Raw genomic sequence first — 26,081 nt, 5'->3', positions numbered from 1 at the left:
GTCACGCCTGCCGTTCCATTGCTTGGACCAGGCTCCTCGGCCGCATGTCGGTCCAGTTCTCGGACACGTAGGTCAGGCAGGCGGCGCGGTCAGCCTCGCCGAACACCACGGTCCAGCCGGCCGGCACGTCTACGAATGTCGGCCACAGGGAATGCTGACCCTCATCGTTCACGAGAACCACAAAGGGCGCGCCCTCGTCGTCGAAAGGATTCGTCACGGCGATGCTCCGGTCCGTCTCGAATGGATTCCGGTACTGGCTTCCGGCAGGCTAACAATCGCTCCTAACACTCGACTTAGCTGCGGCTTAAGCGGCTGCATGGTGGTCGGCAAAGGATGTCTACAGGCCGGTTCGGGCCCGATGACTGAATACCGCACCGGCCCGCATGATGTATGCGGCCATCAGCCCCGAGGAAAGTGCGGAGCCATGTGCGGAATCGCTGGGTATCTGGACCTCCGCGGGGACCACCCCGTCGACCAGGAGGTTCTGTCGGCGATGACGGCCACGCTGGAGCACCGGGGCCCGGACAGTGCCGGGCGGTTCACCGACCCGGGGATCGGACTGGGCTTCCGGCGGCTGAGCATCATCGACCTCGCGACCGGCGCTCAGCCGATCACCAACGAGGACGGCAGCGTGGTCCTGGTGTGCAACGGCGAGATCTTCAACCACCGGGAGCTCCGGGACGGGCTGACCGCCCGCGGGCACACCTTCCGCACCGGAAGCGACGTCGAGGTTCTGGTCCACCTGTACGAGGAGCGCGGGACGGGGCTGCTCGACGTGATTCGCGGGCAGTTCGCCTTCGCGATCTACGACCGGGCGCGGCGCCGGCTCTTCCTGGCCCGGGACCACGTCGGGATCCTGCCGCTGTTCTACGCGCGGACCGCCGGCCATTTCGTCTTCGGCTCGGAGAACAAGACCGTCCTGAGCCACCCGGCCGTCCCGCGCGCGGTCGACCTGGCGGGCCTCGACCAGGTGCTCACGTTTCCCGGGCTGATCAGCCCGCGCACCATGTTCGCCGGCGTGCACAGCCTGGAGAGTGGCCACTATCTTCTGGTCCAGGACGGGCAGGTGCAGAAGGTCCGCTACTGGGACCTGGACTATCCCGAACTCGGCGAGGGGCCCGCGGAACGGCCCGAGGAGTTCTACGTCGAGCGGCTGCGCGGCCTGCTCGCGACGTCGGTGCAGCGGCGGCTGCTGGCCGACGTGCCGGTGGGGTTCTACCTGAGCGGCGGACTGGACTCGTCGCTCATCGGCGCCCTGGTCGGCGAGGTCTCGCCGCACACCCGGCGCCACTCCTTCTCGATCGCCTTCCGAGACGCCGGCATCGACGAGTCGCCCTTCCAGCGGCTGATGGCGGCCAAGCTCTCCTCGGTCCATCACGAGGAGATCTTCGGCGTCGCGGACGCCGCCGAGAGCTTCCGCCGGATGATCCGGCACGCCGAGTGCCCGGTGAAGGAGACCTATAACACCTGCTCGCTGTCCCTGTCGGCCGCGGTGCGGCGGGCGGGGGTCCGGGTCATCCTCACCGGGGAGGGCGCCGATGAGCTGTTCGGCGGCTATCCCGGCTATCGCTTCGACCAGATCGACCGCACCGGCCTGCCGCACCGTCGCGGCGTCCTCGACCTGCTGGAGGCCGAGGCCCGGCAGCACCTGTGGGGCGATGAGAAGGTCTTTTACGAACGCGACTACCTGGCCTGGAGCGACACCAAGCTGGAGCTGTACTCGGCGGAGGCGGCGGCCGAATTCGACACCTTCGAGTGTCTGGCCCTGCCGCTCGTCGACCATGAGATGCTGCGCAACCGGCATCCGCTGCACCAGCGGTCCTACCTGGACTTCAAGCTGCGGCTCTCCGATCACCTGCTGGCCGACCACGGCGACCGGATGGGGCTCGCCAACGCCGTCGAGTCGCGCTACCCCTTCCTCGATCTGGACGTCATCGACTTCGCCCGGACCATTCCGCCGCGCCTGATGGTGACCCCGCAGGGCGGCGAGAAGCACCTACTCCGGCAGGCGGCGCACGGGCTGGTGCCCACCGAGATCATTCAGCGGGAGAAATTCGGCTTCCGGGCGCCCAGCAGCCCCTGGCTGTTGCGCCAGCATCCGGAATGGGCGAACGACCTGCTGTCACACGCCCGCATCAAACGACAGGGCTACTTCAATCCCGACACCGTCGAGCGGCTCAAATCCCAATACCTGAGCGCCGATTTCGACGTGCATCCGCATGTGGGCGACGACCTGCTGCTGGTCGTCCTCAGCTTCGGGGTGCTGCTCGATGAGTTCGACCTGCCCGACCACCATTGATTCCGGCATTTGGCATGGCCGTAACGGAGGAAGGAAAGAGGATGGCTTTCGAGGCGATCCATTCGCTGGTCCGCACCGCGGCCGAGCGGTCGCCGGGACGCCGTGCGGTGTCGTCCCCCGAACGCACCCTGACCTACGCGGCGCTGGAGAACGCGGCGAACCGGCTCGCCGGCCGGCTGAGCGCGGCGGGAGTCGGGCCCGGCCACCTCGTCCCGGTGCTCACCGCGAGCCGGGACGAGACGATCATCGCCATCCTGGCCGTCCTGAAGATCGGTGCCGTCTTCGTCCCCGTCGACCTGGCGGCGCCCCAGGCGCGCAACGGCGACATCCTCGCCGGCACCGCCGCCGGGCACGCGATCGTGCAGGGCGCGGCGGCCGAGGAGTTCTGCGGTACGCACCTGCCGGGCGCCCGCCTGCTGTGCGCGGACGTGGGCGACCCGGATCAGGACACGCTCGACGCGGAGGCGGTCCGGCACATCCCGGCGGCCGACGACCCGTGCTATGTCATGCACACCTCAGGCTCCACCGGCCGGCCGAAGGGCATCGTGGGCCGGCTCGGCGCCATCGACCACTACATCCGCTGGGAGACCGAGCTGCTCGGCGCGCAGGACGGCTGGCGGGTCAGCCACCTGACCTCGCCTGCCTTCGACGCCATGCTGCGGGACCTGTTCGTCCCGCTCGCCAACGGCGGGACGGTGGTCATTCCGCCGCCGGACCTGCTCCTCGACCCGCCCGGCCTGCTCCGCTGGATCGATGCGGAGCGCATCCAGCTGGTGCACTGCGTCCCGTCGATCTTTCGCGGCCTTGCCTCGGTGGACGGGCTCGAGCTGCAGCACCTGAGCTGCATCGCGATGTCCGGCGAGCGGCTGTCCCCCGCCGACGCGGCCCGGTGGTTCGAGCGGTACGGCCAGCGGATCCGCCTGCTCAACCTGTACGGCCCGTCGGAGACGACGATGACGAAGACCTACCGCTTCGTCACCGCTGAGGACACGCAGGCCGCCTCGATCCCGATCGGCCGGCCCATGCCGGAGACGGAGGTGCTGCTTCTCGACGCGGCCGGGCGGCCCTGCCGGGAGGGGCGGATGGGCGAGATCTACTTGCGGACGCCGCACCGGTCGCTCGGCTACCGCGACCTACCCGAGGAGACGGCCGCCGCGTTCGTCACCAACCCGCTGACCGGGGACCCGGCGGACGTGGTCTACCGCACCGGCGACTTCGGCCGTCTGCTGGCGACCGGCGAGCTGGAGTACATCGGCCGCAAGGACCACCAGGTCAAGGTCGGCGGCGTCCGGGTCGAGCTGGGCGAGGTGGAGAGTGTGCTGCGCACCCACCCGGCCGTACGGGACGCGGCGGTGGTGGTGCATGAGCAGCCCGATGGGGCGTCCTCGCTGTGCGCCTTCCTCGAGCTGGCCAGCCCGTCGGACAACGATGAGATCCGCCGGCACGTCGCGCAGCGGCTGCTGCCCAGCGCCGTACCCGCCGTGCTGGTGCCGCTCGACCAGCTCCCGCGGACCATCAGCGGGAAGATCGACCGGCGCGCCCTGCCGGTTCCGGTGGTTCCGGCCGCCCAGGACGACCAGGACGACCAGGAGGTCGTGCCGCCGCGCACGCCGACCGAGAAGGCCCTCGCCCGGCTGTGGGCGGAGCTGCTTCCGGTGGCGGAGGTGGGCGTCCGGCAGGACTTCTTCGACATGGGCGGGCACTCACTGCTGGTCATGACTATGCTCTCCCGGCTGCGCGCGGAGTTCGGCGTGGAGGTGCACCTCCAGGCGTTCCTCACCGCGCGCACCATCGAGGCGCTGGCCGGGCAGCTCGAGGAGGCCCTGGCGAGCGAGCCCGATCAGGCCGAGGACCTGCTCGACGCGCTGACCGACGTTGCGGGGGGTACGCGATGACGCAGGTGGAGCCGGCGACGCTGCAGCAGGGCCAGGCGCGCGTTCTTGAGCAGGAGGTCGAGACGGCGATCCTGGCGCACGAGAACGTCGCGGACTGCGCCGTCGTGTACCAGGGCTCCGCGCCGGCCGCCGCGGTGGCGCGGGCATGCGTGCGCTGCGGCATGGACGCCGCCTACCCCGGTGCGGACGTGGACGACGGCGGCACCTGTTACTTCTGCCGCCTCTACACCGGCAACGAAGCGGCGATCCACTCGTACTTCGGGGATGTCGACGGCTTCCTGCGCAAGGTGCGGGAGAAGACCGCGGGCGGTGCTCCAGAATACGACGTCCTGCTCCTGTTCAGCGGCGGCAAGGACAGCACGTACGTGCTGCACCGCCTGGTGGACCTGGGCTTGCGGGTGATGACGTTCACCTTCGACAACGGGTTCATCTCGCAGACCGCGCTACGCAATGTCGAGAACATCACCGCCAAGCTGGGCATCGAGCACGTCACCCTCGGCCGGGCGGACCAGAACCGGGTCTTCGTGGAGAGCCTCCGCCAGCACCAGAGCGTGTGCAACGGATGCTTTCGCTCGCTGCTGAGCCTGAGCACCGAACTGGCCGCGGAACGCAAGATCCCGGTCATCGTCACCGGGCTGTCCCGCGGCCAGATCATCGACGAGCGCCTGAGCTGGTTCTACCAGCGCGGCATCTTCGATCCGCGGGAGATCGAGGAGCAGCTGGCGGTCGGGCGCCGGGTCTACCACCAGATCGGTGAGCGGGTCGACCCGAACGCGGTCGAGGCGTCCGAGGTGGTCGACTTCTTCCGCTACAGCAACGTCACCAAGGGCGAGATCCTGCGCTACCTGGCTGAGGAGGCGACCGCCTGGACGCAGCCCACCGACACCGGCTTCTGCAGCTCCAACTGCCTGATAAACGACGTCGGCGTGTACGTCCACAGTGCCGAGCGCGGCTACCACAACTACGAGTCGCCCACCCGCTGGGAGGTGCGGCTCGGCCACCTGGAGCGGGCCGCCGCGGACGAGGAGCTCCGCACGCCCGTGGACATCCCGCGGGTCCGGCGCATGCTCACCAAGATCGGCTATACCGATCCGGCCGACCGGCAGCGCCTCGGCCGCCGTCTGGTGGCCTACTACGTGGCGAGCGGGCCGGTCACCGCGGGTACGCTGCGGAGCTTTTCCGCGCGGACCCTGCCGGACTTCCTCGTTCCCGAGCAGTGGGTGGCGGTCGACCGCATCCCTCGCGACGGCGGCGTGCTGCAGCGGCAGGAACTGCCCTCCCCGGCCCCGGTCACCGTCGAGCCGAAATCCCCTCAAGCATCCGCCGAGTCGTTCCCTCTAACCCCCGCGCAGCAGCGGATCCTGGCGGAGAGCGGCACGCCCGGACGGGTCGCCCTGGTCGGGCTGCCGGACGACGCGGACCTCGCCAAGGTCCGCCGCGCGGTGCTGCGGCTCATGCTGCGCCACGACGCGCTCCGGCTGCGCTTCGCGCCGCCCGGCCCGGACGGCCCGGACGGCGGGTGGACGCAGGCCGACGGCGGCATCGGGCGCATCGCCGTGCCGCGGGTCGACCTCACCGGGCGCCCCGAGCCGCGCGTCGACCTGCTGCCGGCCTTGGCGGACCGGCTGCTCGCACAGCTGGACCCGGTGGCCGGCCCGGTGGTGCGCTGCGCGGTCGTCGACACCGACGACGCACGCCTGCTTCTGTTCGCCGCGCACGCCCTGGTCCTCGACGTCCGCTCGTTCCGGCTGCTGCTGACCGATCTAGCCGACGTGTGGGACTGGCTCGACGGCGCGGCTCCCGAGCCGCCGCCGGCCGGATCGTTCCTCGCCCAGCTCGACTGGGCATCTCCGCCCACCGCCCAGCCCGCGGAGATCACCGCTGTGCTGGCCGTGATCGGCACTCCCCCGCTCACCGTGGACGTCGTCGACCACACGGCGGGGTCCGAGACCACGCTCGGCCCGTTTCTCGCCGTCGGGCCCGTCGCCGGGCCGGACATCGCGCCCATCCGGCTGCATTACTTCGGGCCGTTCGGGGCGGAGGCCAGCCAGGCCGAGCCGTTCCAGCCCTCAGCCCTGCCGGGCCACGGCCTGACCGCGCTGCCGTCCGTGTATCCGCTGGAGCTCGGCGTGAGCCTGATCGACGGACGACTCCGTCTGCACTGGACCGGCGGGCCGGCTGCCGGTGTCGATCCCGCCCGGATCGCGGCCCAGCTGGAGCGGCCGGCCGGCAAACTCTCGGCCGGCGATTCCCCGGCCGCATGACGATCCGGCGAAACCTCGGCGTCCTCGGCGGGATGGGTCCGGCCGCGACGGCCGAGTTCCTCCGCCTGCTGGCCGCCGAATCGCCGGCTACCAGCGATCAGGAGCACCCGCGCGTACTCCTGATCTCCGAGCCGGGCATCCCGGACCGCAGCGCCGCAGTGCTGGCCGGCCGGTTGGACCCGCTGATCCCGATCCGGGCGGCCCTGCTGGATCTCGTGCGCTGGGGGGCAGACCTGCTGGCCGTCCCCTGCAACACGGCGCACGCCTTCATCGACCGGATCGGCGACGAGCTGCCGCTGCCCCTGGTGCACATCGTCGACGCCACGCTGCGGGAGGCCGTCCGGCGGGCGCCCGGCGGCGGCTGGCTCGCGGCCACCACCGGCACCGTGGCGAGCGGTCTCTACCAGCACCGGGCCCGCCGGCTGGGCTACCCGCTGCACGTGCCCGGCGCCGCGGCTCAGGCTTCCATTCAGCAGACAAGCGTCCTGGTCAAGGCCGGACGGACGGCCGAAGCCGGGCAGGTGTTCGCGGCGGCGACCCGCGGGCTGTGGCGCCAGCACCGGGTTCCGGTGCTGGCCGCCTGTACCGAACTGCCCATCGCGTACGAAGCCGCCGGCCTGCCCGCCGACGCCATGGTGTCCAGCCTCCAGGCTCTCGCTCTGGCGTGTCTCGACCGGCTACACGGCGAGTCGGACACGCCGACGCTCATCCGGCCGGGAGTGATGCCAGGGTGAACCAGTCCTTCTTCTCGGCGCCGCGCTCCAACTGCTGCGCCAGCTCCGCCTCGTGCCGCTCGTCGACCGCCACGGTCACTCCGAGGCGCTGCAGCAACCGCTGAAGCGACAGCACCAGCCACCCGCCGTCGGCGAAGGCACCGCCGAGGCGATCCCGATTGTCGAGCCAGATCAGCAGGCATGACACGGCGGCGTGGTGGGCACAGTGCTCATTCGCGGCCGTGATGGCGGCGACCGAGCTTGACTGCCAGGACTCGGTGGCCGCGATGCGGTGGTACAGGGCGGCGCGCAGCTCGCTCAGCCGGGCGCACAGGTCCAGAATCTCGGCGCCGGCCGCGGGCGGGCGCGGCCCCCGCAGCAGCGCCTCGGCGCGGCGGACGGCGAGTGGCCAGGCCGCGGTGATCTCGTCCAGGCCGCCGTTGGCCAGGCGCAGCCGTCGCCCGTCGGGGTGCCACGCCGCGGTGTTGTCGCCCAGGTCGAACAGCTGCCGCAGCAGATCCTGCGCCGCGTCGTCCGGCTCGCCGGCGCCGGCCACCACGGCGGGCAACTGCTCGGCGATCCAGTGCAGGTTCACGTGGGTGGTGCCCTCGAACACGCTCGCGATCGCATGGTCGCGCTGCAGCTTCTGGAAGGCGCCGGAGGCGACGCCCTCGCGCAGGTAGCTGCGGGCGCCCATCACCACACCGACGTTGTGCACCGTCTTTTCGGCCATGACCGGAACCAGATACTTCGCGATCGCGGACCAGAGGCTCAGCCGCTCCGGCGCGAGCACCAGCGCCCGGGAGATCGGCAGCGTGGTGCACTCACCGATGAAGAGGTTGACGTGCTCCTGTACGAGCTGGTGCCGTATGATCGGAATGGCGAAGATCCGATCGCCGTACAGGCGTCGGTCCATGGCGTAGCCGAGCCCCATGCGCAGCACCGCGTCCATCACGCCGAGCGACATCGCCGCGATGGCCGTCCGGGTGATCTGCAGGGTCTTGAGCACCTGGGTCACCCCGATGCCGGGCGGCCCGACCAACGCGTCGCCCGGCAGCACGGCGTCGTGGAACTCGACTCCGCTCAGGTCGTGCCCCTTGAGGCCGAGGGTGCGCACGAACGGCAGGTGGCGCACCGCGCCGTCGGACAGCTGCTGCTTGTCCACCAGAGCCAGCGAGAGGTCGTGCTCGCCGGTGCGGGCCAGCACGGTGACGAACCGGGCCCGGGTGGCGTTGCCCACCGGCCACTTCGCCGCGTTCAGGCGGAGGCCGCCGTTCTCGCGGACCAGGGTCCCCTCGGTGGACAGCAGGTCGCTGCCGTGATCGGCCTCGGACACCCCGAAGCAGGCCAGCCCACCGGACAGCAGCTCGTCCGCGAGCTCCCGCTTCTGCCGCGCGCTGCCCCACAGCCACACCGGGTTCGCCGCCAGCAGGGCGGAGCCGTACATCACGGCGATCGTCGGGTTGCGCCGGGACAGGACCCGGCAGACGTGCAGCAGCTCGTCCAGGGTGCGCAGCCGGCCACCCTGCTCCACCGGCACGAGAAGTTCGTGGAACCCCCACTTCTCGATCGTCGAGCGGGCGTTCGGCGGCAGTTCCGAGGCCTCATCACCGGCGACGATCTCGTCGTAGGAGAACGGCGTCCCGCCCGCGTAGGGGTCGCCCAGGTAATCGTCGAAGGCACCCGCCAGCACCTGGGCGGGGGACAACAATCCAGTCATCTATTCACCCTCGCGATTCGCCGGCAGGGCCTCGAGGTACTCGACGAGCTTGTTGACCGTGGGATAGCCCCATGTCGCCTGCATGTAATCGATTTCTACGCCGAGTTTGGTCTCCAGGTCGGCCAGCAGACTGACGGCATAGACGGAGTTCATACCATAGTGTGCCAGCTCGGTGTCCGGATCGATGGTGTCCGCCGGCTGGTCCAGATAGAACGCGATCCGCTCCCGCAACCAGGACTGGAGCTCACTCGTGTTCCTGATATCAAGGCTCTTTGACATCGCTATTTCCTCCGGACGCGGCACTGGGTATCGCGGGCGAGACTGTCAGGACAGTAACAGCAGACCATAAAAGGCACCTTAATCGGCGCTTAAGAGCGACCGGGACCGGCGGCAAACTCAGGTCCGGCAGGCCACGAATTCCTCTTATCGTATTCCCCGGCGGCAGCATTCCTCGCGAAGGGACGATCATGCGGTTCGGTCTGTTCTACGAGCTTCAGCTCCCTCGGCCGTGGCGGCCTGACTCAGAGCTGCGCATCGTGCACGACACGCTGACGCAGATCGAGCTGGCCGACCGGCTCGGCTTCGACTACGCGTGGGCCGTGGAGCATCACTTCCTCGAGGAGTACAGCCACTGCTCGGCGCCCGAGGTGCTGCTCGGCGCCGCGAGCCAGCGCACCGAGCGGATACGGCTCGGCCACGGCATCATGGTGCTCCCGCCGGGGATCAACGCACCGGCCCGGGTGGCCGAGCGGATCGGCATGCTCGACCTGCTGTGCAACGGCCGGGCCGAGTTCGGCACCGGCGAGTCCAGCACCGAGGTCGAGCTGGGCGCGTTCGGCATCGAGATGTCGGCCAAGCGAGCGCAATGGCGGGAGTCAATCGACGCGGTCACCCGCATGTTCGTCGAGGAGCCGTTTGCCGGCTACGACGGCACGTACGTGCAGATGCCGCCGCGCAACATCGTGCCGAAGCCGCTGCAGAAGCCGCATCCGCCGATGTGGACCGCGTGCAGCAAGCGGGAGAGCCTCACGCACGCCGCTCGGCACGGCCTCGGCGCCCTCACCTTCTCCTTCGTCGCACCAGACGAGGCCGAGAAGTGGATCGGCGACTACTACGCAACCATCGAGTCGGAGGAATGCGTGCCGGCCGGCTACTCGGTCAACCCCCAGGTCGCCATGACGCTCTACCTGATGTGCGACGAGGACGAGGCCACCGCGCGCGAGCGCGGGCTGGCCGACCACCGGTTCTTCGCCCGGTCGCTCGCCTACTACTGGGGTCTGGGCTCGCACGTGCCCGGGAAGGGCGACCTCGCTCGCGACCTCGGGCTCGACACGCCGCGGGACCAGGTCGACAAGGAGTTTCCCGCGGTGCTCGAGGGCGCGTACAGCGGCATCGGCACCCCGGAGCAGATCCGCAGGACGCTCCGCGAATACGAGGCGGCCGGCGTGGACCAGATCCTGCTGATCGCCCAGTCCGGCCGGATCAAACACGAGCACATCTGCTCCTCGATGGAGCTGTTCGCCCGCGAGGTGATGCCGGAGTTCGCCGAGCGGCACGAAAGCGCGGAGCTGGCCAAGGCCAAGCGGCTGGCCCCGGCGATCGAGGCCGCACTGGCCCGCCGCACCGCCGCCCGCGAGGTGGACCCGGAATACCGGGTGCCCCGTACCGCCATGCCGACCGCGCTGCCGCGTTCCGCGGTGCAGAAGGGCTGAGATACGCATGCAGTCACGGCTCCCGCTCTCGGCCGCGCAGTCCGGCGTGTGGACGGCGCAGTACCTGAACCCGCACGACCGCTCCTACACCGCCGGCCAGTATGTGGAGATCACCGGCCCGCTCGATCGGTCCGCCATGCACCGGGCCGTGCGCCGGGTGATGGAGGAGTCCGAGGCGATCCGGCTGCAGGTGTCCGTCGACGATGACGGCTTCCACCAGGTGGTCGCGCCGGCCCAGGACATGGACTTCCCGCACGTCGACCTGACCGGTACGGCTGAGCCCCGGCAGGCCGCGGTGGATTGGATGGCCGCCGACATCGACCGCCCGGCCGATCTCACCGGGCGGAACCTGTTCGCAACCGCCCTACTCGCCCTCGGCGACGAGCACTGGATCTGGTACATGCGCGGGCACCACGTCGTCATCGACGGGTACGGCGCCGGCCTGCTCGCCCGCCGGGTCGCCGAGCTCTACACCGCCGACGTGACCGGGGCCCGCTGCCCCGAGGCATCCTGGGCGACGGTCGAGGAGCTCCTGGAGGAGGAGGCCGGCTACCGCGGCTCGGCGGACTTCGAGCGTGACCGGACCTTCTGGAACGACCACCTCGCCGACCGGCCCGAGGTCGCCGGTTTCGCGGACACCGTGTCGCTGCCCGGCAACGGCCAGCTGCGCCTGACCCGTACGATCCCGCCGTCGGCCCTGGACTCGCTGACCGCCGCCGCGGGCCTGTCCAGCCAGGGCTGGCCGGGTGCGTTCTTCGCCGGGGTCGCCGCCTACCTGCACCGCACCACGGGCGCGCGCGACATCGTCTTGGGAATGACGGTGACCGCGCGGCGCACTCCCGCCGCCCTCCGGACGCCGTGCATGATGTCGAACGTCCTGCCGCTGCGGCTCACCGTCGAACCGGGCGCGACCGTCGTGGACCTGATCCGGGCCGTCAGCCTGCAGACTCAGCGGCTGGTCCGGCATCAGCGGTACAACCAGGAGTTCCTCCGGCGCGACCTGGGTTATCTCGACTCCGGGCGCCGCCTGTACGGGCCTGAGGTCAACGTCCTGCCGATCGACCAGCGGTTCGACTTCGCCGGGACGCCGGCAACGCTGCGCTACGTGTCGTACGGCCCGGTCGAGGACATCGCCTTCACCGCGCACCCGGGAGCCGGCCTCGACCTGGTGCTCGACCTCGCGGCCACGGCGCGCAGCTACACCGCGGACGACCTCGACCTGCACGCCGATCGCATGCTGGCTTTCCTGGAACGGCTGGCAGCCGACCCGCACCGCCCGATCGCCGACACCGAGGTCCTGCTGCCCGCGGAGAGCAAGCGGGTGCTGGTCGACTGGAACGCCACCGACGAGAGCGAGTCCTTCGAGAACGTCGTCCAGCGCATCCGGAAGGTCGCCGCGGAGTCACCCCGGGCCGTCGCGGCAGTGGACGACCGGACCAGCCTGGACTACGCCGCGCTGGTCGGCTGGGGCAGCGCGATCTCCGGCAAGCTGCGGCAGGCGGGCGCCGGCCCGGAGGTGCTCGTCGGCGTGCTGACCGGCCGGGGAGTGCAGGTCGTCGCGTCTATGCTGGGCATCTGGGGCGCGGGCGCGGCGTACGTCCCGCTGGATGTGGATGCCGCACTGACCCGAAACGCCTCGCTCGTCCACGACAACGGGATTGATCTTCTGCTCGTGGAGCCTGAGCACGCCGGGCTGGCGGAGGCGATCGCCGCCGCTGCGGACCGGCCGATCGAGATCGTGGTCCTCGACGAGGACCGCGACGCCCCGAACAACCTCGGTCCGCTGGCCGGGGACGACGACTATCTCGCCTACGTCTACTTCACCTCCGGCTCCACCGGCCGACCGAAGGGCGCGATGGTCTCCCAGCACGGGATGATCAATCACCTTGTGGCGAAGGTCCGCGACCTCGGAATGACCGCCGCCGATTCGGTGGCGCACAACGCGCCGCTCACCTTCGACGTCTCGGTGTGGCAGATGGTCGCGCCGCTGCTGGTCGGCGGCCACACCCGGATCGTCGGCAACGAGATGGCCGCCGACCCACTCGCGCTGTTCCAGCTGATCGCCGCCGAGAAGGTCACCATCCTCGAGGTGGTGCCGTCCTTCATGCGCGCGACGCTCGCCGCGTGGAGCGGCGGCGGGCCGGCCACCGCCGCGCCAGACCTGCCGGCCTTCCGCTGGTACATCGTGAACGGCGAAGTCCTGCCGCCGGAGATGTGCGTGCGCTGGTTCGCCCTCCACCCGAATGTCAACATCATCAACGCGTACGGCGCCACCGAGTGCTCCGACGACGTCTCGCACGCCGTGCTCACCAAGGATTCCCCGTACGACGTGGCCCGGGTGCCGGTCGGCCGCCCGCTGCGCAACACCCGCCTATACGTGCTGGACGACAATTTGCAGCCGGTGCCGCTCGGTATGCCGGGCGAGCTCTACATCGGCGGCATCGGGGTGGGCCGCGGCTACCTGGCCGATCCGATGCGGACCTGCACGAAGTTCCTCCCCGACCCGTTCGCCGGCGACACCGGCGCCCGGATGTACCGGTCCGGCGACCGGGTGCGCTACTTCCCCGACGGACAGCTCGACTTCCTCGGCCGCCGCGACTTCCAGCTGAAGATCCGCGGACAACGGATCGAGCCCGGCGAGGTCGACGCGGTCCTGCGCGGCGCGCCGGGCGTGACCGACGCCGTGGTCGTCGCGGTGGACGGCCCGGCCGGGCAGAAGGTCCTGATCGGCTACGTCGTCGGCGACTCCGATCTGCAGGCCCTGCGCGCATACGCCGCCGACCAGCTGCCCGACTACGCCGTACCGACCGTGCTCGTCCCGCTGGACGCCCTGCCGCTGAACCAGAACGGCAAGGTGGACCGCAAGGCGCTGCCGCCGGTGGACCTGGCGTCCGGGTCCGGTGGCCGCGCGCCGGCCACGCCCCAGGAGGACGACCTGTGCCGGATCTTCGGCGACGTCCTGGGCATCGCCCGGATCGGCGCCGACGACGACTTCTTCGTGCTCGGCGGCGACAGCATCCTGGCCATCCAGGTGGCCGCGCGGGCCCGCAACTCGGGCATGCTGCTGACCCCCAGGGACGTGTTCCGGCATCGAACGCCCGCCCTGCTGGCCGGCGCGGCGTCGACCGCGACGCCCGAGGACGCGGGCGGAGCCGCGCCGGACGACGGCACCGGCCGGATCCCGGCCACGCCGGTCATGCACTGGCTGCGCGAGATCGGCGGCGACGTCCAGGGCTTCCACCAGAGCTTGGTGGTGAAGGTACCGCCGCTCGGCGAGGAGCAGCTCGTCGCCGCGGTCCAGGCGGTCCTCGACGGGCACGACGCGCTGCGGGCGCGCCTGGTCAGCAGCGGCGACGGCACGGTGTGGGGCCTGTCCGTCCCGCCGGCCGGAGCGGTTGACGCCCGCAACTGCGTACGGCGGGTGACCGGTGGAGATCTGAGCAGCGAGTTCGTTCAAGCCCGCGATCGGCTGGATCCCGCGGCGGGGCGGATGCTGGAGGTGGTCTGGTTCGCCGACGCGGGGCAGTTGCTGCTGGTCGCCCACCACTTGGCGGTGGACGCCGTGTCATGGCACATTCTGCTAGCCGACCTGGCCGCCGCCGGGCAGGCCACCGTGGACCGGCCCGTGACGTCCGTCAAGCGCTGGGCCGAGCAGCTGGTGCTGGCGGCCCAGGACCCCGCGCTGGCGGACACCCTGGAGGTCTGGACCGGCATGCTGGCGCCGGACGCGCCCACGCTGGCCAGCCGCCCCCTCGATGCGGAACGGGACCGGGCCGGCAAGGTGGGGTCGCTGGTGCGCACCCTTGGCGCCGATGAGACCGAGGCGCTCCTCGACCGGGCCGCCCAGGCGTTCGGCGCCGACGCGCAGGATGTGCTCGTCACCGGCCTGGCGATGGCGCTCGCCGAGGTCACCGGCAGCCGCACGGGCGTACCGATCGACCTCGAGGGCCACGGCCGCGAGGACGTCGTGCACGGCCTGGACCTGATCCGCACCGTCGGATGGTTCACCAGCATCTATCCGGTGCGCTTCGACCTGGCCGGCGACCTCCCTCCTGGCGTCCGCGCGGTCGAGTCAGTCAAGCGGGTGAAGGAGCAACTGCGCGCGCTGCCCCTCCGGGGCGTCGGGTACGGGCTGCTGCGCCACCTCAACCCGGTGACCCGCCCGGTGCTGGCCGCGTTGCCGGCCCCCGAGGTCCGGTTCAACTACCTCGGCCGGTTCCGGATGGCCGGGGGCGGCAACGATTACTGGCTGACCGACGAGAGCTCCTTCGCGCTGACCGATCAGCCGCCGCAGATGCCGCTGACCCACGCCCTGGACGTCGTGGCGATCGTCCAGATGGAACCGGGCGGTCCCCGCCTGTCCCTCCGAATGACCTGGCCGGAAGAGGTCCTCGACGAGGGAAAGGCCGGCGAGATCGCAGACCGCTGGCTCGCCATCCTTCACGAACTGGGCGAATATGTCACCCGGACCGGGGCCAACGGACTCACCCCTTCGGACGTGGCGCTGGTCGAACTGAAACAATGGGAGATTGAGGAGTTCGAGGCGCAATTCGGATAGGAGAACGATGCACGATTCGATGACCGTGCCGGTGGTGGCCTCCTCCTCCCGCACCGAGCGAGCGCTGACCCTGGGCACCGCCCTCGCCATCGCCGTGGTCCTCGTGCCGGAGAGCCCCGCCCTCACCCTGGCTGGCGGCATCGCCCTGCTGCTCATCACGCTGGTCGCGGCCCTGCGGCCGTCGCCCGCCGTGCTCCGCCTGGTGATCTGCTGCGACCTGGTCGCATTCCTGTTCTCCCTGTACGTGTTCGCGGGCTTCCCGCCGGCGCTGGTCACGACGCTGTTCGTGGTCGCGCCGGCGGTGGCGGGCTGGGTGCTGCACCGGCGCGGCCTGCTGCGTCCGATTGCGCCGTGGCTGAGGTGGGGTCCGCTGACGCCCGGCGGCATCGCGCTCTTCATCGCCGTCGTCGTCACCAGCGTCCTCGGGCTGTTCCTCTGGACCCTCATCGACGACCCCAAGCTCTCGGAGTTCCTGGGCCAGTTGCAGCACGCCTCCCCGTGGCAGGCGTTCGCCGCAATCCTGGGATTCGCCCTCGTCAATTCCGCCTGGGAGGAGCTGCTGTTCCGTGGCGTTCTGCAGACCGAACTCATCAACACCTGGGGAATCCACCTGGCACTGGTGATCGAGTCGGTGGCGTTCGGCATCTCGCACGCCAACGGCATCCCTTCCGGGCCGCTCGGCATCGTGATGGCCGGGGTGTGGGGCTACCTGCTCAGCGTGATCCGGCTGCGGACCGGCGGCATCGGCTATCCGTTCGCCGCCCACGTGGTCGCCAACACCACGATCGGCCTCCTGATCTATCTACAGGTCTGATCCAGCCGCTGCGCGGTTAACGATCTTTGGTATTGGAGTTCTAAGGCCGGCAGCAGCGGCCACCCAACCATGACCCCGCCGTTGTCATCTCGATGAACGGGCCACGCGCGGCCTCACCGTCGAGGTCGCGCAACTCGTCACAGAGATCCAGCGCTCCGTCGTTCTCGAACCGTCCAGCACCCGAGGCTTTTCCGGACCTCGGCCACGGCTACTACTACGCCGTCGATGCTCGGCTCCATGGGTACCTGAACGTTGGGCAGTGGGCCCTCATCGTCGAGACGGTCGGCTACTCGCCACGGGGCCGACAACCTCATCGACGTGCTCCACGTATTCGACGACTGCCTGACCAGCGGCGAACCTGGCTGTGGAAGCGGTGACTTTCACGAACGAGTAGACAACTGGGACCAGATAGAGGACCCCGACGAGCCCGAGACCTACCAGGGAGGGCCGATAGTGGTTCGCGGCCAGACGATCGCAGTTACTGCCGAGCCGTGACCCGGAGCCGTATGTGCGGCAGATCATCGTCAACGCGTACCCCGCCACAGGTTCCACGCCTCCCGCAGGGCAGTCCGACGGCGGTCCTCTGGCAATGTCGTTCCGCATGACAGCTCGACGAGCGTGTGGAAGCGGTGCAGATCCACCTGCTCGTCGTTGATCCTCAGCGTGTACCCCGGCCGGTCGGCGCACGATGGCTGGTCCATCGGTCCCCTCGGGTCCCGCCACGACCAATGCCTGGCGCAGCCGGGTCACCTACGAATACACGGCGGCTCGCACCGACGCAGGCGGCCGTGTGCCCCTGGCCCGGTCGATCGCCGTTTCCCGGAGCACCTGTCATCCTCCTTCGACCAGCAGGGCTGCCAGCAGCGTCTGCTGTCGCGACGGTCCCAGGTCACGCCGGCGACCCGGTAGGCCCCCACTGGACGTCCGTGGGGGCCTAGCCTACTCGTGGGGTGACGCGAGGGTCACCATCACCAAGTTCGGTACAGCTTTCGCACGTGTCCTGTCCTCTCGCGGTGGCTCAGTCGGTGACGTCAACCTTCGGCGGATTGTCGTCGGTGTTCTGCGAGACCAGCACCAGCTGGTACGTGCTGATAGCGCCTGGCTCGATCCGCGACCGCGGGCCGCGCGGCTCCACCGCGCGCATCTCCTTGCCGAGGGCCTGCCCGGTGTCCGGGTCGATGATCAGACGCACCTCAAAGCGGCCGAACGTGGGGCTTTCCTGGGCGAATGCGATCGCCTGCCCGGGCCGGCCGTGCATGTCGTGCACGACGCCCAGCCCGCGGACCCCCGGCAACGTGGCGAGCATGCGGTATGCGGCGGCGCGGACCTTGTTGCTGACCGGCAGGTCGATCACCACGCTGGCGGCGACGGTGAACAGCCACTGGTCGCGGTCGGTGGGCATGTCACCGCCTCCCCCGTCAAAGCGGCTGAGCAGTGCGCCGCGGAGGGCAACCGGGTCAGCCGGTAGCGCGTCGAGTTCCGCCTGCGACACGTTTCGGTCGCCAAGGGCGAAGAGGTGCGCCGCGTCGACCGTGTTGCCGTGAACCTTGCCCGGGGCGATCTGCAGGTCGAACGGCTTCGGCTTGGTGATCCTCATGACTGCCGGGGAACCGTTGCGACGCCAGGCCGCCTCGTCACTTGGCGTGGCGGGCGCAGCGCCGAGCGACTGCGAAATGACCCAACTACGGTCGGCGCTGGAGCGGGCCAGCCAGTACTGGCTACCGCTCCTGGCGAACATGGTGTACGTGCCGTCGGCGGCCTCGACCGGCACCGCGAAGCCGCTCTCCGTTTGGATGGTCAGATAACGCCCGCTGTCTGGCGAGGTTTTGTTGCTGCGTTCGGCTGCTACGAGCAGCAACCGGCTAGCGTCCATCGGCCTCTGCGGGGCCGGCGACACGATACCGGGTGCGGCATTGGGTGCGTTGCGCGGAGCGGCGCCCGGCCCGGCCACGGCCACGGCCACCGCGACGGCGGTGACAGCCGCCGCGGCCACCCCTACCGCCTTGAGCAAAACCGCCCGCGGACGTCGGGGCGTGCGGGGCTGGTCGAGCGCCGCATGCCGGTCGGCGGCTGAGGCATTGGCCATGATGCCGGCAATGGCCTGTGCGGTGTCCTCGGCCCGGTTCGGCGGTGGGTTCAGTCGTGCCGGCCTGGCCTTGGCAAGCAGATTCAGGACGTCTGGTGAGCGGCTCATCGGATTGACTCCTTCGGAATAAGCGTGGCGGCGGATCGAGGCAATTCCGGCTCGGTGGCGGCGGCCATCGCGGCCTTCACGTGACGCCGGGCGCGATGCAGGCGCACGTAGTACGTCGCTGTAGAGCAGCCGAGGACCCGAGCCGCGTGACCTGGCGCCAACCCATGCCAGGCGACCAGCGTCAACAATTCGCGGTCGTCGTCGGACAACTGGGCCAGAGCCGCGAGCACTACAGCCCGCTCGGCGACACCGTCTGCCACGTCACCGACGGACAACTCCTCGTCGGTGATCCACGCGCGCATCTCGGCAGCGACCGCCTGCCGCCGTTCCTCCGCACGGTATCGCTCACCCACCACATTGCGAGCGACGGCAAGCAGCCATGGCAGCGGCGCAGCCCTCGGCAGCGCCGGCAACCGCCGCCACGCCACCAGAAACGTCTCGGCGACGACCTCATCGGCCAGCTGACGACCAGCGCGCGCGACAGCATACGCATACACCTGCCGGTAGTGCGCCCGGTACACAGAGGTGAAATGATCCTCCGGTTGAAGTTCTGGCACTGACTTCGGCCCTTCCTGTCAGAGGTTCTCCATCACCAAGAAATGTCTCGGGCACGCCGTTTCTTACATCAGCCATGAATTTCGCCCCGGTCATCGCAGGCAGACCGCTGCCACCGGGTCGGGTGACCCGCCCCCCGACTGCACTCCGAAGCCGCCTTCGCCAGGCTCTACGGCGTCGCCCCCATCCCCGCCGGTTCCGGCCGGACAGACCGCCACCGCCTGCACCGCGGCGGCGACCGCGACGCCAACAGCGCCCTCTGGCGCATCACCCTGGTCCGCATGCGCTGCCACCAGCCCACCAAGGACTACGTCACCCGCCGCACGGCCGAGGGCAAGACCAAGACCGAGATCCTGCGCTGCCTCAAACGACACGTCGCCCGAGAGATTTACCGGGCGCTGCGGGATACACCAATGCGGGGCCGACGCCGGTAGCCTGACCGCCGTGGTACGCACCATTTACCGTCCCGGGCGACGCCGTTGGGCCCTTGTGCCAGCCGGGGTCGTACTGATCGCGTTGCTGTCGAGCTGCGGCGGTGGCGCTGCGGAACGTGGGGTCGGCAACTCCGCGTCGTTCTCGCCGCCCCCGCCGCCACCGGTCTTCTATGTGGACCCGGACAGCGAGGCCGCTCAGGAGGTCGACCGATGGGAGCGTGCCGGCCGGGTCGCCGACGCGGAGACGCTGCGCCGGATCAGCACCCGCCCGAGCGCGAAGTGGCTGGTCGGCGGCAATGCTCCGGTTCGCGAGGAGGTTGACGACTACCTGACCCAGGCGACGATCGCGGGCCAGACACCGGTCCTGGTCATTCATAACGTGCCGGACCGGGACTGTGACCGGCAGGGCTCCGGGGGAGCCGCGACCGGCCAGGAGTACCAGCGCTGGATCCGTGAGCTGGCCGGCGGGATCGAGGGCAGGCCGGTCATCGTGGTCCTCGAACCCGGCGCGGTCCCGGACGCCGTGGATCGGTGCGTCCGCAACCTCAAGGAACGGCTCCTGCTGCTGCGCGACGCGGTCGCCGTGCTCAAGAGCACCGGCGCGGCCCGGGTTTACCTGGACGCCGGGCACCCCGAGTGGATCAGCGACACTGCGTCGCTGGCCGCGGCACTGGGCCAGGCCGGCGTCAGGGACGCCGACGGGTTCGCGCTCAACGTCGCCAATTTCCTCCGTACCCGGGACAACGTCCGGTACGGCCACCGGTTGTCCGACGCCCTTGGCGGCGATGTCCGGTTCGTGATCGACACGAGTCGTAACGGCAACGGCCCGGCCGCCGGCGCCACCGTGGACGGCGCACCGAGCTGGTGCAACCCGCCGGGCCGGGCGCTCGGCGAGGAACCCACCGATGCCCCCGGCCTCGACCGGGTCGACGCGCTGCTCTGGATCAAGTACCCGGGTGAGTCCGACGGAGCCTGCCGCCCCGGCGAACCCGAGCGCGGGGTCTGGTGGCCCGAGTATGCCCTCGCGCTCGCCCGCGACGCGGCCGGCTGATCCCGGACGCGCCGCAACATCACATCAACCCCAGGCCAGAACGGAACCCACGTCGAGACAGACCCCAGTTAGGCTCGGCCGGGTGCTGGCGGCGCGAGCCCGGTCCGGCGCAGCTTCTGCCAGCCCAGCCGGCCGCCGGTCAACGCGGTGACCACTGACTGGAGCAGCACCAGGTACATCAGTTGCCGGTAGGCGAACTGCTGCAGTGGGAGCGCCCAGAGCACTCCGAGCTTCTCCCGGTCCAGCCGGAACGCCGTGATCGCGGTGACGAACTGCAGGCCGAGCATCGCCAGCCACGCCAGTACGGTCTCCGTCCGGTCGAGGAAGAGCAGGCCGTACACGGCGAGCAGGTCGATCACCGGCGCGCCGAGCGGCAGCAGCACCCCGTACAGCGCCAGGAAGGCCAGGCAGCGGCGGCTGAACCGGCCGGAAGCGCCCCGGTCGAAGACCGAAGCCGCGTGTTTCCACATCGCCTGGATGGTGCCGTAGCTCCAGCGGTATCGCTGCTTCCACAGCTGTCCGAGGGTGGTCGGCGCCTCGGTCCACGCGCGGGCCGTCTCCTCGTACACCACGTGCCAGCCGGCCCGGCCCAGCGCCATGGTGATGTCGGTGTCCTCGGCCAGCGTCTCGTCGGTCATCCCGCCTACCTCGTTGAGCGCCTGCCGGCGGAACGCGCCGATCGCGCCTGGGACGGTGGGCATGCACCGCAGGGTCTCGTACAGGCGGCGATCCAGGTTGAATCCGATGACGTACTCGATGTGCTGCCACTTGGCGATCAGGCTGCCACGGTTGCCCACCTTGACGTTGCCGGCCACGGCACCCACGCGAGGATCAGCGAACGGCTGGACCAGTCGCCGGACCGAGTCGCGCTCGAAGATGGTGTCCCCGTCCACCATGACGATCAGGTTGAACCGCGCCAACGCGACGCCGGTGTTCAATGCGCTCGGCTTGCCCCCGTTCGGCTTGCGCACCACCCGTACGTTCGGCAGCCGGAGGGCCTCGGCGATGTCGGCGGTGCCGTCGGTGGATCCGTCGTCGACCACGACGACCTCGATCCCGCCGGGGTGGTCGCCGCCCGCCAGGGACCGCACCGCCGCGGCGATGCCCTCCTTCTCGTTGTAGGCCGGGACGACCACGGAGACCGGTTCGGTCACGGGCGGACCCCACGACCAGTCGTGACGCCGTCGCCGGCGTGCGTGCCGCAGGGCGAGCAGGAACAGCAGGACGGTACGCCCGAGCGTGAGCACCCCGACGATCACGAAGAGCACACCGAAGACGCTGAACGTGGCATCGGCACCGCGCACCGCCAGCGCCAGCACGTCACCGCGCCACCGCTCGCCGAGCCTGACCGGGGTGTGCCCCGCCACCGCAACACCTGCCCCGGCCAGCGCGAGGTTCAGCCCCTCGGTCACAGTGGTGAAGCGGTAACCGCGCGCCGTCATCAGCGGGATGTACCGGTCAAGGGCGGCGACCGTTCCCGACCGGTCACCACCGGCGTCGTGCCACAGCGAGATTGCTCCCGCGTAGCCCGATGGCGTGGCGTTGGCGATCATCGTCTCGATGCCGGGCTTCGCCCAGTCCAGGCTGTCGACGTCGTTGACCACCGTGAGGTAGCCCAGCTCACCGGCCTGCCGCAGCAGCGGCCAGTCCCCGTCGGTATAGGCGTCCGCGCGCGACGAGTATGGGAAGCGCAGAAGGGCGGTCCGGACTCCGGTGGCGCTGGCGATCGCCATCTGGGTCTGCTCGTACTCTAGCTGCCGGCGCCAGGCGGGGAGGTCGGCAAGGTTGGCGTGGGTGAACGTGTGCACGCCGAGTTCGTGTCCGGCCGCCACCATCTCCCGGGCCAGCTCAGGATGCCGGACAACCTGCGTGCCCAGGACGAAGAAGGTTGCCTTCACCTGGTGCCGCGCCAGCACCCGGAGCACCTCCGGCGTCCAGCGTGGATCCGGCCCGTCGTCGAAGGTCAGCGCCAGGGTACGGGGCGGCAGGCGGTGCGACTGGGTACGCCCGTCGGCGCCGACGTTGAGGATGGGGCCGCCGTCGCGTACCTCGGTGGGCACGTTGTCCTGGCCTCTGGGGGTGGCCTTGTGATCGGGCACGAAAGCGGCGTTGGCGTACGCCTCGACGAAGAGCAACCCCCCGAGCAGCACGAACACCATCGCGAGCACCGTCCAACTGGGACGCGGCACAATACGCCGGTACGTCCGGCGCGGGTGACGGTGGGCCTTCAGCCCCACGCCACTGCGGTCACTCACCGGCGGGCCCCTGTCCGGTCGGGCCTGGCGATTTGGGCCCCGGCTTGGGCTTCGGCGACGCCTTGGGCGACGTCGGGACGGAGGGCCGGTGCGCACTCGGCCTGGCCGACGCGGAGCTACGGGGTGTTGCGCCAGAGCCGGCCGCCGGCGTGCCGGTACGCAGCGAGGTGGGCCGGGCCGAAGGCCTGGCGGAGGCACCAGCGGTGGGCGACTGATCGGGCGAGAGGGTGGGGGGCGGCTGCCAGGACGGGCTTGCAGTGGGTTCGACAAACGGTAAGACGGTCTCGGGACGTGCCGGACCGCCGGCGAAGCTCACCCCCACCACCAGCGTGTAGCCGACACCGAGCACGCCGAAGCCGTACGCGAGGCGGCGCAGCCACCGCCGCCGCCGACCGCTCGGATCGACAAAGACCGGGGGTGGTTCGGGTACGGCGGGAATGATGGCGGTTTGATCCACGCGCGGGATCTTAGTCGCGGAAACGATTCGCCTTCGCCGCCCCCGTTCCGTCCGCCTACACCCCTTTAAGAGACCGTTTCCATTGAATTCAGCGTGTTCGTGATTGTCGCGCGACGGTCGGTAGATCGATGGGCGGTGTGTGACGCCGGCCGGCCGTTTCCTCGGTGCCGATGGCGCGTTGTCCAGCTTGGGGGAACGCCCACCATGAGGAACTCCTGATGGTTCGTCCGATGACCCCGATGCCGGCCGTCGCGTCACCGCCCCCATGTAGCGGCGCGCAGGGTTGGAGCAGTGAGGGCCTTGCCGAGACGTCTGCTGGATGGCCGCTACCAGTGCGAGGAGCTGCTGGGCAGCGGCGGCATGGGTGAGGTGTGGCGCGGTCGCGACCTGCGCCTGGACCGCCCCGTGGCGATCAAAGTGCTGACCGCGGCGGGCCTGCAGGAGCCGATGGCCGCGGAACGCTTCGACCGCGAGGCCCGTGCGGCGGCCGGGCTGACCCATCCGCACATCGTCGCTGTCTACGACTTCGGCACCGAGGCGAACGACTCCTACCTGATCATGGAACTGGTGGAGGGGCGGACCGTGTCCGCGCTGATCGCCGAAGGCCCGCTCACCGTCCTGCAGGCGTTGTCGATCGCCGTACAGACCTGCGACGGGATCGCCGCCGCGCACGCGGCCGGAGTGGTGCACCGTGACGTGAAGCCGAGCAACCTGATCGTCACCGCCGCCGGCACAGTGAAGATCTGCGACTTCGGCATCGCCCGCCTTCCTTGGGCAGAGGAGGAAAATACCCTCACCGAGCCGGCGACCAAGCTCGGCACCAGCTCGTACATGTCTCCCGAGCAGGCCCTCGGCCAGCCGGTGGACCACCGCACCGACCTGTACGGGCTGGGCTGCACCCTCTACGCCATGCTCGCCGGCGGTCCGCCGTTCACCGGCGAGCCGCTCAGCGTGCTGCATCAGCACGTCAACGAGCCACCCCCGCCGCTGCGCGAGCGCCGGCCCGACGTACCCGCCGAGCTGGACGCCCTGGCCGCCCAACTGCTGGCCAAAGATCCCGCCGACCGGCCGGCCGACGCGGCCGAGGTCCGGGACCGCCTCGCAGCCCTGCTGCCCCGGGCCGGCACGCCGGTTCCCCTCGTGTCGGTCACGCCAGCGGAACCGGGCCGGCCGGGACGGTCCATGCCGGTGATCGCTCTTCAGCCCCGGCCGGACACAGTTGGCTCGGCACACCCCAGGTGGGGCGACCGCCCAGCACGGCATCGGCGCGATGCGTTGCTGGCGGCGGCCGTGCTCGGCGTCGCGCTGCTCGCCCTGACCGGCGTCACGCTGCTCGACCGCGACGACCACACCTCGATCGCGGGGCCGCCCACGCCGCCGGCATCGGCCACCACCGCCGTGGCGCCCCACGTGCCGGCCGTGGCGCCCACCACGCCGACGCTGCGCACCGTCGCGTCCGCCACCCGCAACCCGGCCAGCCCCACACCGAGCCCTCGGGCCACCTCCCGTAGGCCGAGCCCCACTCCACCGGCTGACCCGATCGCCGGCATGCGCCAGTCGATCCGGGAACAGGTGGAAGCCGGCCGGTTGAACCCGGATGCCGCGAAGGACCTGCACACCAAGGTGGACGCGATCGCGAAGGAGATCGCCGAGAACGACCCGGACCAGGCAGAGAACCAGCTCAAGAAGCTGCGCGAGAAGCTCGGCGACCTGCGACGCGGCGGCAAGCTCACTGCCGACGGCTACGACGCCCTGACCGCCGACGCCGACCGAATCGCCGCCGACCTGCGGTGAGGACGTCGAGGTGGCGTAAACCAGGCCGTCGTCACCCCAAGCACCTCTAATGCCAGCCGGAGGGACCGGTCGAAGACCGGCCCCACCCGGCCCCGCACCTCACGCCCCGCGCCCAGGCGATGCGGGGCACCCTCCCCCACCCGGCCCCACGGTCAGGCGGGCAAGCGTCCGGAGGGACACGCACCAACGGACCGGGAGGCTGCTCCGCGCAGCCCACCGACACCAGGACGTGAACACGCCCAGCACACCCACCACCACTGGCCACGATGAGCAGCACTGGGCGCAGGATTCCATCTCCACGTCCATGCATCTCCACCACGGTGGGAAACGATCCCGGAAACCCCATCCGACCCAGGATCGCTAAGCGGATCAGGGACGCTTGTGGACGGCTACTGCCGGAGCGTCCGGGCAACCAGCCGCCCAACAACCAGGTACGCCAGGGCGGCGAGTCCGTAGTTGAGAACGAGCCCTATCTTGGCGTCGTTCGGCGTGAAGACGTCACCGAACCCTAGTACGAACACTTTGGCCAACACATACACGAATTGCACGACCCCGTTGCTTTGGTTCGCTTGGGCCAAGGAAAAAAATATGTGCAAGGCGAAGATGAAAGCCACGCCGCCGGTCACACCTACCGTCAAGCGGGCGACGATGGTAGCGGTATTTCCCTGGTGCCGCTCGCGAGGCGCCGGCGGGTCCGGATAGTGCGGCGGCGGGTAGGCAGATGGGGCGTACGGCGACATCGGGGGCTGGGCGTACGCGGCGGGTGAGGGGTACTGCGGTGCCGGGGGCTGGCCGTAGGCGGCTGCGGGTGAGGGGTACTGCGGGGTCGGCGGTTGGGGGTAGGCCGCCGCGGGTGGGGTGCACGGCCCCGGGCCACAGTCGTGGTGCACGTCCACGTACTCGATCCGCGCCGTGGGTTGGGTGGACGGCGCCGTGGGTTGGGTGTGGAACCGGTGTTGTTGGTCGTCGGGGCCGGAGTTGCTGTACGACATGGGCGGGCAGTCTAGTGTGGGTTTGCGGTCTGCAAAACCATTCTTCCGAATTAATCGGATCTCTCTACATCATGTCGTCTATTCACTACAGTCTGTGAGCTCCGGCTGTGCCCTGATATCTAATAGTTCACCCTACTGTCGGTGGCCGCCCTGGTCTTGGACGGAGGTAGAACGCCACCGGGGACGCCGAGACGGGCAGGTCCTGTGCTCGGAGGGAAGCGGAGCCGGACGCCTTGGGAACGGTCGAGCGCCTGTTGCTTGCGCACCGACACCGGGCAGTGAGCTGATCTCAGCAACGCGAATGTGTTGATTGGTGCGACACGGATGAAGGCGTTCAGACCGGACAGTGGTGGAAGTGGACGTGGGGTCCTCGG

The 26,081-nt window shown here is 70.1% G+C and carries 18 protein-coding genes and 1 pseudogene; 12 read left to right on the top strand and 7 right to left on the bottom strand.

From position 1 onward, the window contains the following. Position 1: 1 nt before the first annotated feature. On the bottom strand, positions 2–217 hold the full coding sequence (locus ACFYM6_RS33405; protein WP_357446539.1) for an MbtH family protein: 216 nt from the start codon (positions 215–217) through the stop codon (positions 2–4). On the opposite strand from ACFYM6_RS33405, the gene asnB reads away from it, so the two are divergent. Genes asnB through ACFYM6_RS33385 form a run of 4 tightly spaced genes read left to right on the top strand, consistent with a single transcriptional unit; the run spans position 152 to position 7,192 of the window. After that, complete coding sequence (gene asnB, locus ACFYM6_RS33400) at positions 152–2,299, top strand: asparagine synthase (glutamine-hydrolyzing) (RefSeq protein ID WP_387281459.1); 2,148 nt, start codon at positions 152–154, stop codon at positions 2,297–2,299. The genes ACFYM6_RS33405 and asnB overlap by 66 nt on opposite strands. Before the next feature lie 41 nt (positions 2,300–2,340). Next, on the top strand, positions 2,341–4,194 hold the full coding sequence (locus ACFYM6_RS33395; protein WP_387281458.1) for an amino acid adenylation domain-containing protein: 1,854 nt from the start codon (positions 2,341–2,343) through the stop codon (positions 4,192–4,194). Next, positions 4,191–6,458 (top strand): 7-cyano-7-deazaguanine synthase, encoded by a 2,268-nt coding sequence (locus ACFYM6_RS33390; RefSeq protein ID WP_387281457.1) that lies wholly within the window; start codon positions 4,191–4,193, stop codon positions 6,456–6,458. The genes ACFYM6_RS33395 and ACFYM6_RS33390 overlap by 4 nt, the downstream gene beginning before the upstream one ends. Next, complete coding sequence (locus tag ACFYM6_RS33385; RefSeq protein WP_387281456.1) at positions 6,455–7,192, top strand: aspartate/glutamate racemase family protein; 738 nt, start codon at positions 6,455–6,457, stop codon at positions 7,190–7,192. The genes ACFYM6_RS33390 and ACFYM6_RS33385 overlap by 4 nt, the downstream gene beginning before the upstream one ends. Here ACFYM6_RS33385 and ACFYM6_RS33380 read toward each other — a convergent pair. Then, positions 7,164–8,891, bottom strand: coding sequence for an acyl-CoA dehydrogenase family protein (locus tag ACFYM6_RS33380; protein ID WP_387281455.1), 1,728 nt, complete (start codon positions 8,889–8,891; stop codon positions 7,164–7,166). The two genes, ACFYM6_RS33385 and ACFYM6_RS33380, sit on opposite strands and share 29 nt — an antisense overlap. Continuing rightward, positions 8,892–9,170 carry an acyl carrier protein gene (locus ACFYM6_RS33375; protein ID WP_387281454.1) on the bottom strand — a complete coding sequence of 93 codons (279 nt, stop codon included), beginning with the start codon at positions 9,168–9,170 and terminating at the stop codon, positions 8,892–8,894. 188 nt (positions 9,171–9,358) lie between these two features. On the opposite strand from ACFYM6_RS33375, the gene ACFYM6_RS33370 reads away from it, so the two are divergent. The 5 genes from ACFYM6_RS33370 (at position 9,359) to ACFYM6_RS33350 (ending at position 16,470) form a co-directional block, all read left to right on the top strand. After that, positions 9,359–10,603 carry an LLM class flavin-dependent oxidoreductase gene (locus tag ACFYM6_RS33370; RefSeq protein ID WP_387281453.1) on the top strand — a complete coding sequence of 415 codons (1,245 nt, stop codon included), beginning with the start codon at positions 9,359–9,361 and terminating at the stop codon, positions 10,601–10,603. 7 nt (positions 10,604–10,610) lie between these two features. Next, positions 10,611–15,161 (top strand): amino acid adenylation domain-containing protein, encoded by a 4,551-nt coding sequence (locus tag ACFYM6_RS33365; RefSeq protein ID WP_387281452.1) that lies wholly within the window; start codon positions 10,611–10,613, stop codon positions 15,159–15,161. Positions 15,162–15,168: 7 nt separating this feature from the next. Then, the gene (locus ACFYM6_RS33360; protein WP_387281451.1) at positions 15,169–15,975 is read left to right on the top strand and encodes a CPBP family intramembrane glutamic endopeptidase; all 807 of its coding nucleotides are present in this window, start codon (positions 15,169–15,171) and stop codon (positions 15,973–15,975) included. A gap of 92 nt (positions 15,976–16,067) precedes the next feature. Beyond that, positions 16,068–16,352 carry a DUF7003 family protein gene (locus ACFYM6_RS33355; RefSeq protein WP_387281450.1) on the top strand — a complete coding sequence of 95 codons (285 nt, stop codon included), beginning with the start codon at positions 16,068–16,070 and terminating at the stop codon, positions 16,350–16,352. Continuing rightward, positions 16,294–16,470: a DUF7003 family protein gene (locus ACFYM6_RS33350; RefSeq protein ID WP_387281449.1), complete on the top strand. Its 177-nt coding sequence runs from the start codon at positions 16,294–16,296 to the stop codon at positions 16,468–16,470. The genes ACFYM6_RS33355 and ACFYM6_RS33350 overlap by 59 nt, the downstream gene beginning before the upstream one ends. Positions 16,471–16,993: 523 nt before the next feature. Here ACFYM6_RS33350 and ACFYM6_RS33345 read toward each other — a convergent pair. Then, positions 16,994–18,169, bottom strand: coding sequence for a CU044_5270 family protein (locus tag ACFYM6_RS33345; protein WP_387281448.1), 1,176 nt, complete (start codon positions 18,167–18,169; stop codon positions 16,994–16,996). Beyond that, the gene (locus ACFYM6_RS33340) at positions 18,166–18,690 is read right to left on the bottom strand and encodes an RNA polymerase sigma factor (protein ID WP_387281447.1); all 525 of its coding nucleotides are present in this window, start codon (positions 18,688–18,690) and stop codon (positions 18,166–18,168) included. Before ACFYM6_RS33340 ends, ACFYM6_RS33345 begins: the two co-directional genes overlap by 4 nt. Positions 18,691–18,861: 171 nt before the next feature. On the opposite strand from ACFYM6_RS33340, the pseudogene ACFYM6_RS33335 reads away from it, so the two are divergent. Together ACFYM6_RS33335 and ACFYM6_RS33330 are read left to right on the top strand one after the other, a co-directional pair. Then, a pseudogene (locus ACFYM6_RS33335) lies at positions 18,862–19,158 on the top strand (transposase); the annotation flags it as partial. Positions 19,159–19,168: 10 nt separating this feature from the next. Continuing rightward, the gene (locus tag ACFYM6_RS33330; protein ID WP_387281446.1) at positions 19,169–20,209 is read left to right on the top strand and encodes a glycoside hydrolase family 6 protein; all 1,041 of its coding nucleotides are present in this window, start codon (positions 19,169–19,171) and stop codon (positions 20,207–20,209) included. A 68-nt stretch (positions 20,210–20,277) separates the two neighbouring features. On the opposite strand, the gene ACFYM6_RS33325 is transcribed toward ACFYM6_RS33330, so the two are convergent. After that, positions 20,278–22,368: a bifunctional polysaccharide deacetylase/glycosyltransferase family 2 protein gene (locus tag ACFYM6_RS33325; RefSeq protein ID WP_387281470.1), complete on the bottom strand. Its 2,091-nt coding sequence runs from the start codon at positions 22,366–22,368 to the stop codon at positions 20,278–20,280. Between the two features lie 853 nt (positions 22,369–23,221). Here ACFYM6_RS33325 and ACFYM6_RS33320 point away from each other — a divergent pair. Beyond that, positions 23,222–24,715, top strand: coding sequence for a protein kinase (locus ACFYM6_RS33320; RefSeq protein ID WP_387281445.1), 1,494 nt, complete (start codon positions 23,222–23,224; stop codon positions 24,713–24,715). 389 nt (positions 24,716–25,104) lie between these two features. Here the strand turns inward: ACFYM6_RS33320 and ACFYM6_RS33315 are convergent, their stop codons facing one another. Next, the gene (locus ACFYM6_RS33315; protein ID WP_387281444.1) at positions 25,105–25,353 is read right to left on the bottom strand and encodes a hypothetical protein; all 249 of its coding nucleotides are present in this window, start codon (positions 25,351–25,353) and stop codon (positions 25,105–25,107) included. Positions 25,354–26,081: the final 728 nt, after the last annotated feature.

Origin of the sequence: Micromonospora sp. NPDC006431 (assembly GCF_042870725.1) — a bacterium.
Lineage (GTDB): Bacteria > Actinomycetota > Actinomycetes > Mycobacteriales > Micromonosporaceae > Micromonospora.
This window is presented reverse-complemented; position numbering and strand designations above follow the sequence as displayed.

Coding starts and splice junctions, on each gene's coding strand:
- ACFYM6_RS33355 (WP_387281450.1), top strand. CDS start 16,068: ATGAACGGGCCACGCGCGGCCTCACCGTCGAGGTCGCGCAACTCGTCA.
- ACFYM6_RS33345 (WP_387281448.1), bottom strand. CDS start 18,169: ATGAGCCGCTCACCAGACGTCCTGAATCTGCTTGCCAAGGCCAGGCCG.
- ACFYM6_RS33385 (WP_387281456.1), top strand. CDS start 6,455: ATGACGATCCGGCGAAACCTCGGCGTCCTCGGCGGGATGGGTCCGGCC.
- ACFYM6_RS33370 (WP_387281453.1), top strand. CDS start 9,359: ATGCGGTTCGGTCTGTTCTACGAGCTTCAGCTCCCTCGGCCGTGGCGG.
- ACFYM6_RS33360 (WP_387281451.1), top strand. CDS start 15,169: ATGCACGATTCGATGACCGTGCCGGTGGTGGCCTCCTCCTCCCGCACC.
- ACFYM6_RS33365 (WP_387281452.1), top strand. CDS start 10,611: ATGCAGTCACGGCTCCCGCTCTCGGCCGCGCAGTCCGGCGTGTGGACG.
- ACFYM6_RS33325 (WP_387281470.1), bottom strand. CDS start 22,368: ATGGTGTTCGTGCTGCTCGGGGGGTTGCTCTTCGTCGAGGCGTACGCC.
- ACFYM6_RS33375 (WP_387281454.1), bottom strand. CDS start 9,170: ATGTCAAAGAGCCTTGATATCAGGAACACGAGTGAGCTCCAGTCCTGG.
- asnB (WP_387281459.1), top strand. CDS start 152: ATGCTGACCCTCATCGTTCACGAGAACCACAAAGGGCGCGCCCTCGTC.
- ACFYM6_RS33395 (WP_387281458.1), top strand. CDS start 2,341: ATGGCTTTCGAGGCGATCCATTCGCTGGTCCGCACCGCGGCCGAGCGG.
- ACFYM6_RS33380 (WP_387281455.1), bottom strand. CDS start 8,891: ATGACTGGATTGTTGTCCCCCGCCCAGGTGCTGGCGGGTGCCTTCGAC.
- ACFYM6_RS33390 (WP_387281457.1), top strand. CDS start 4,191: ATGACGCAGGTGGAGCCGGCGACGCTGCAGCAGGGCCAGGCGCGCGTT.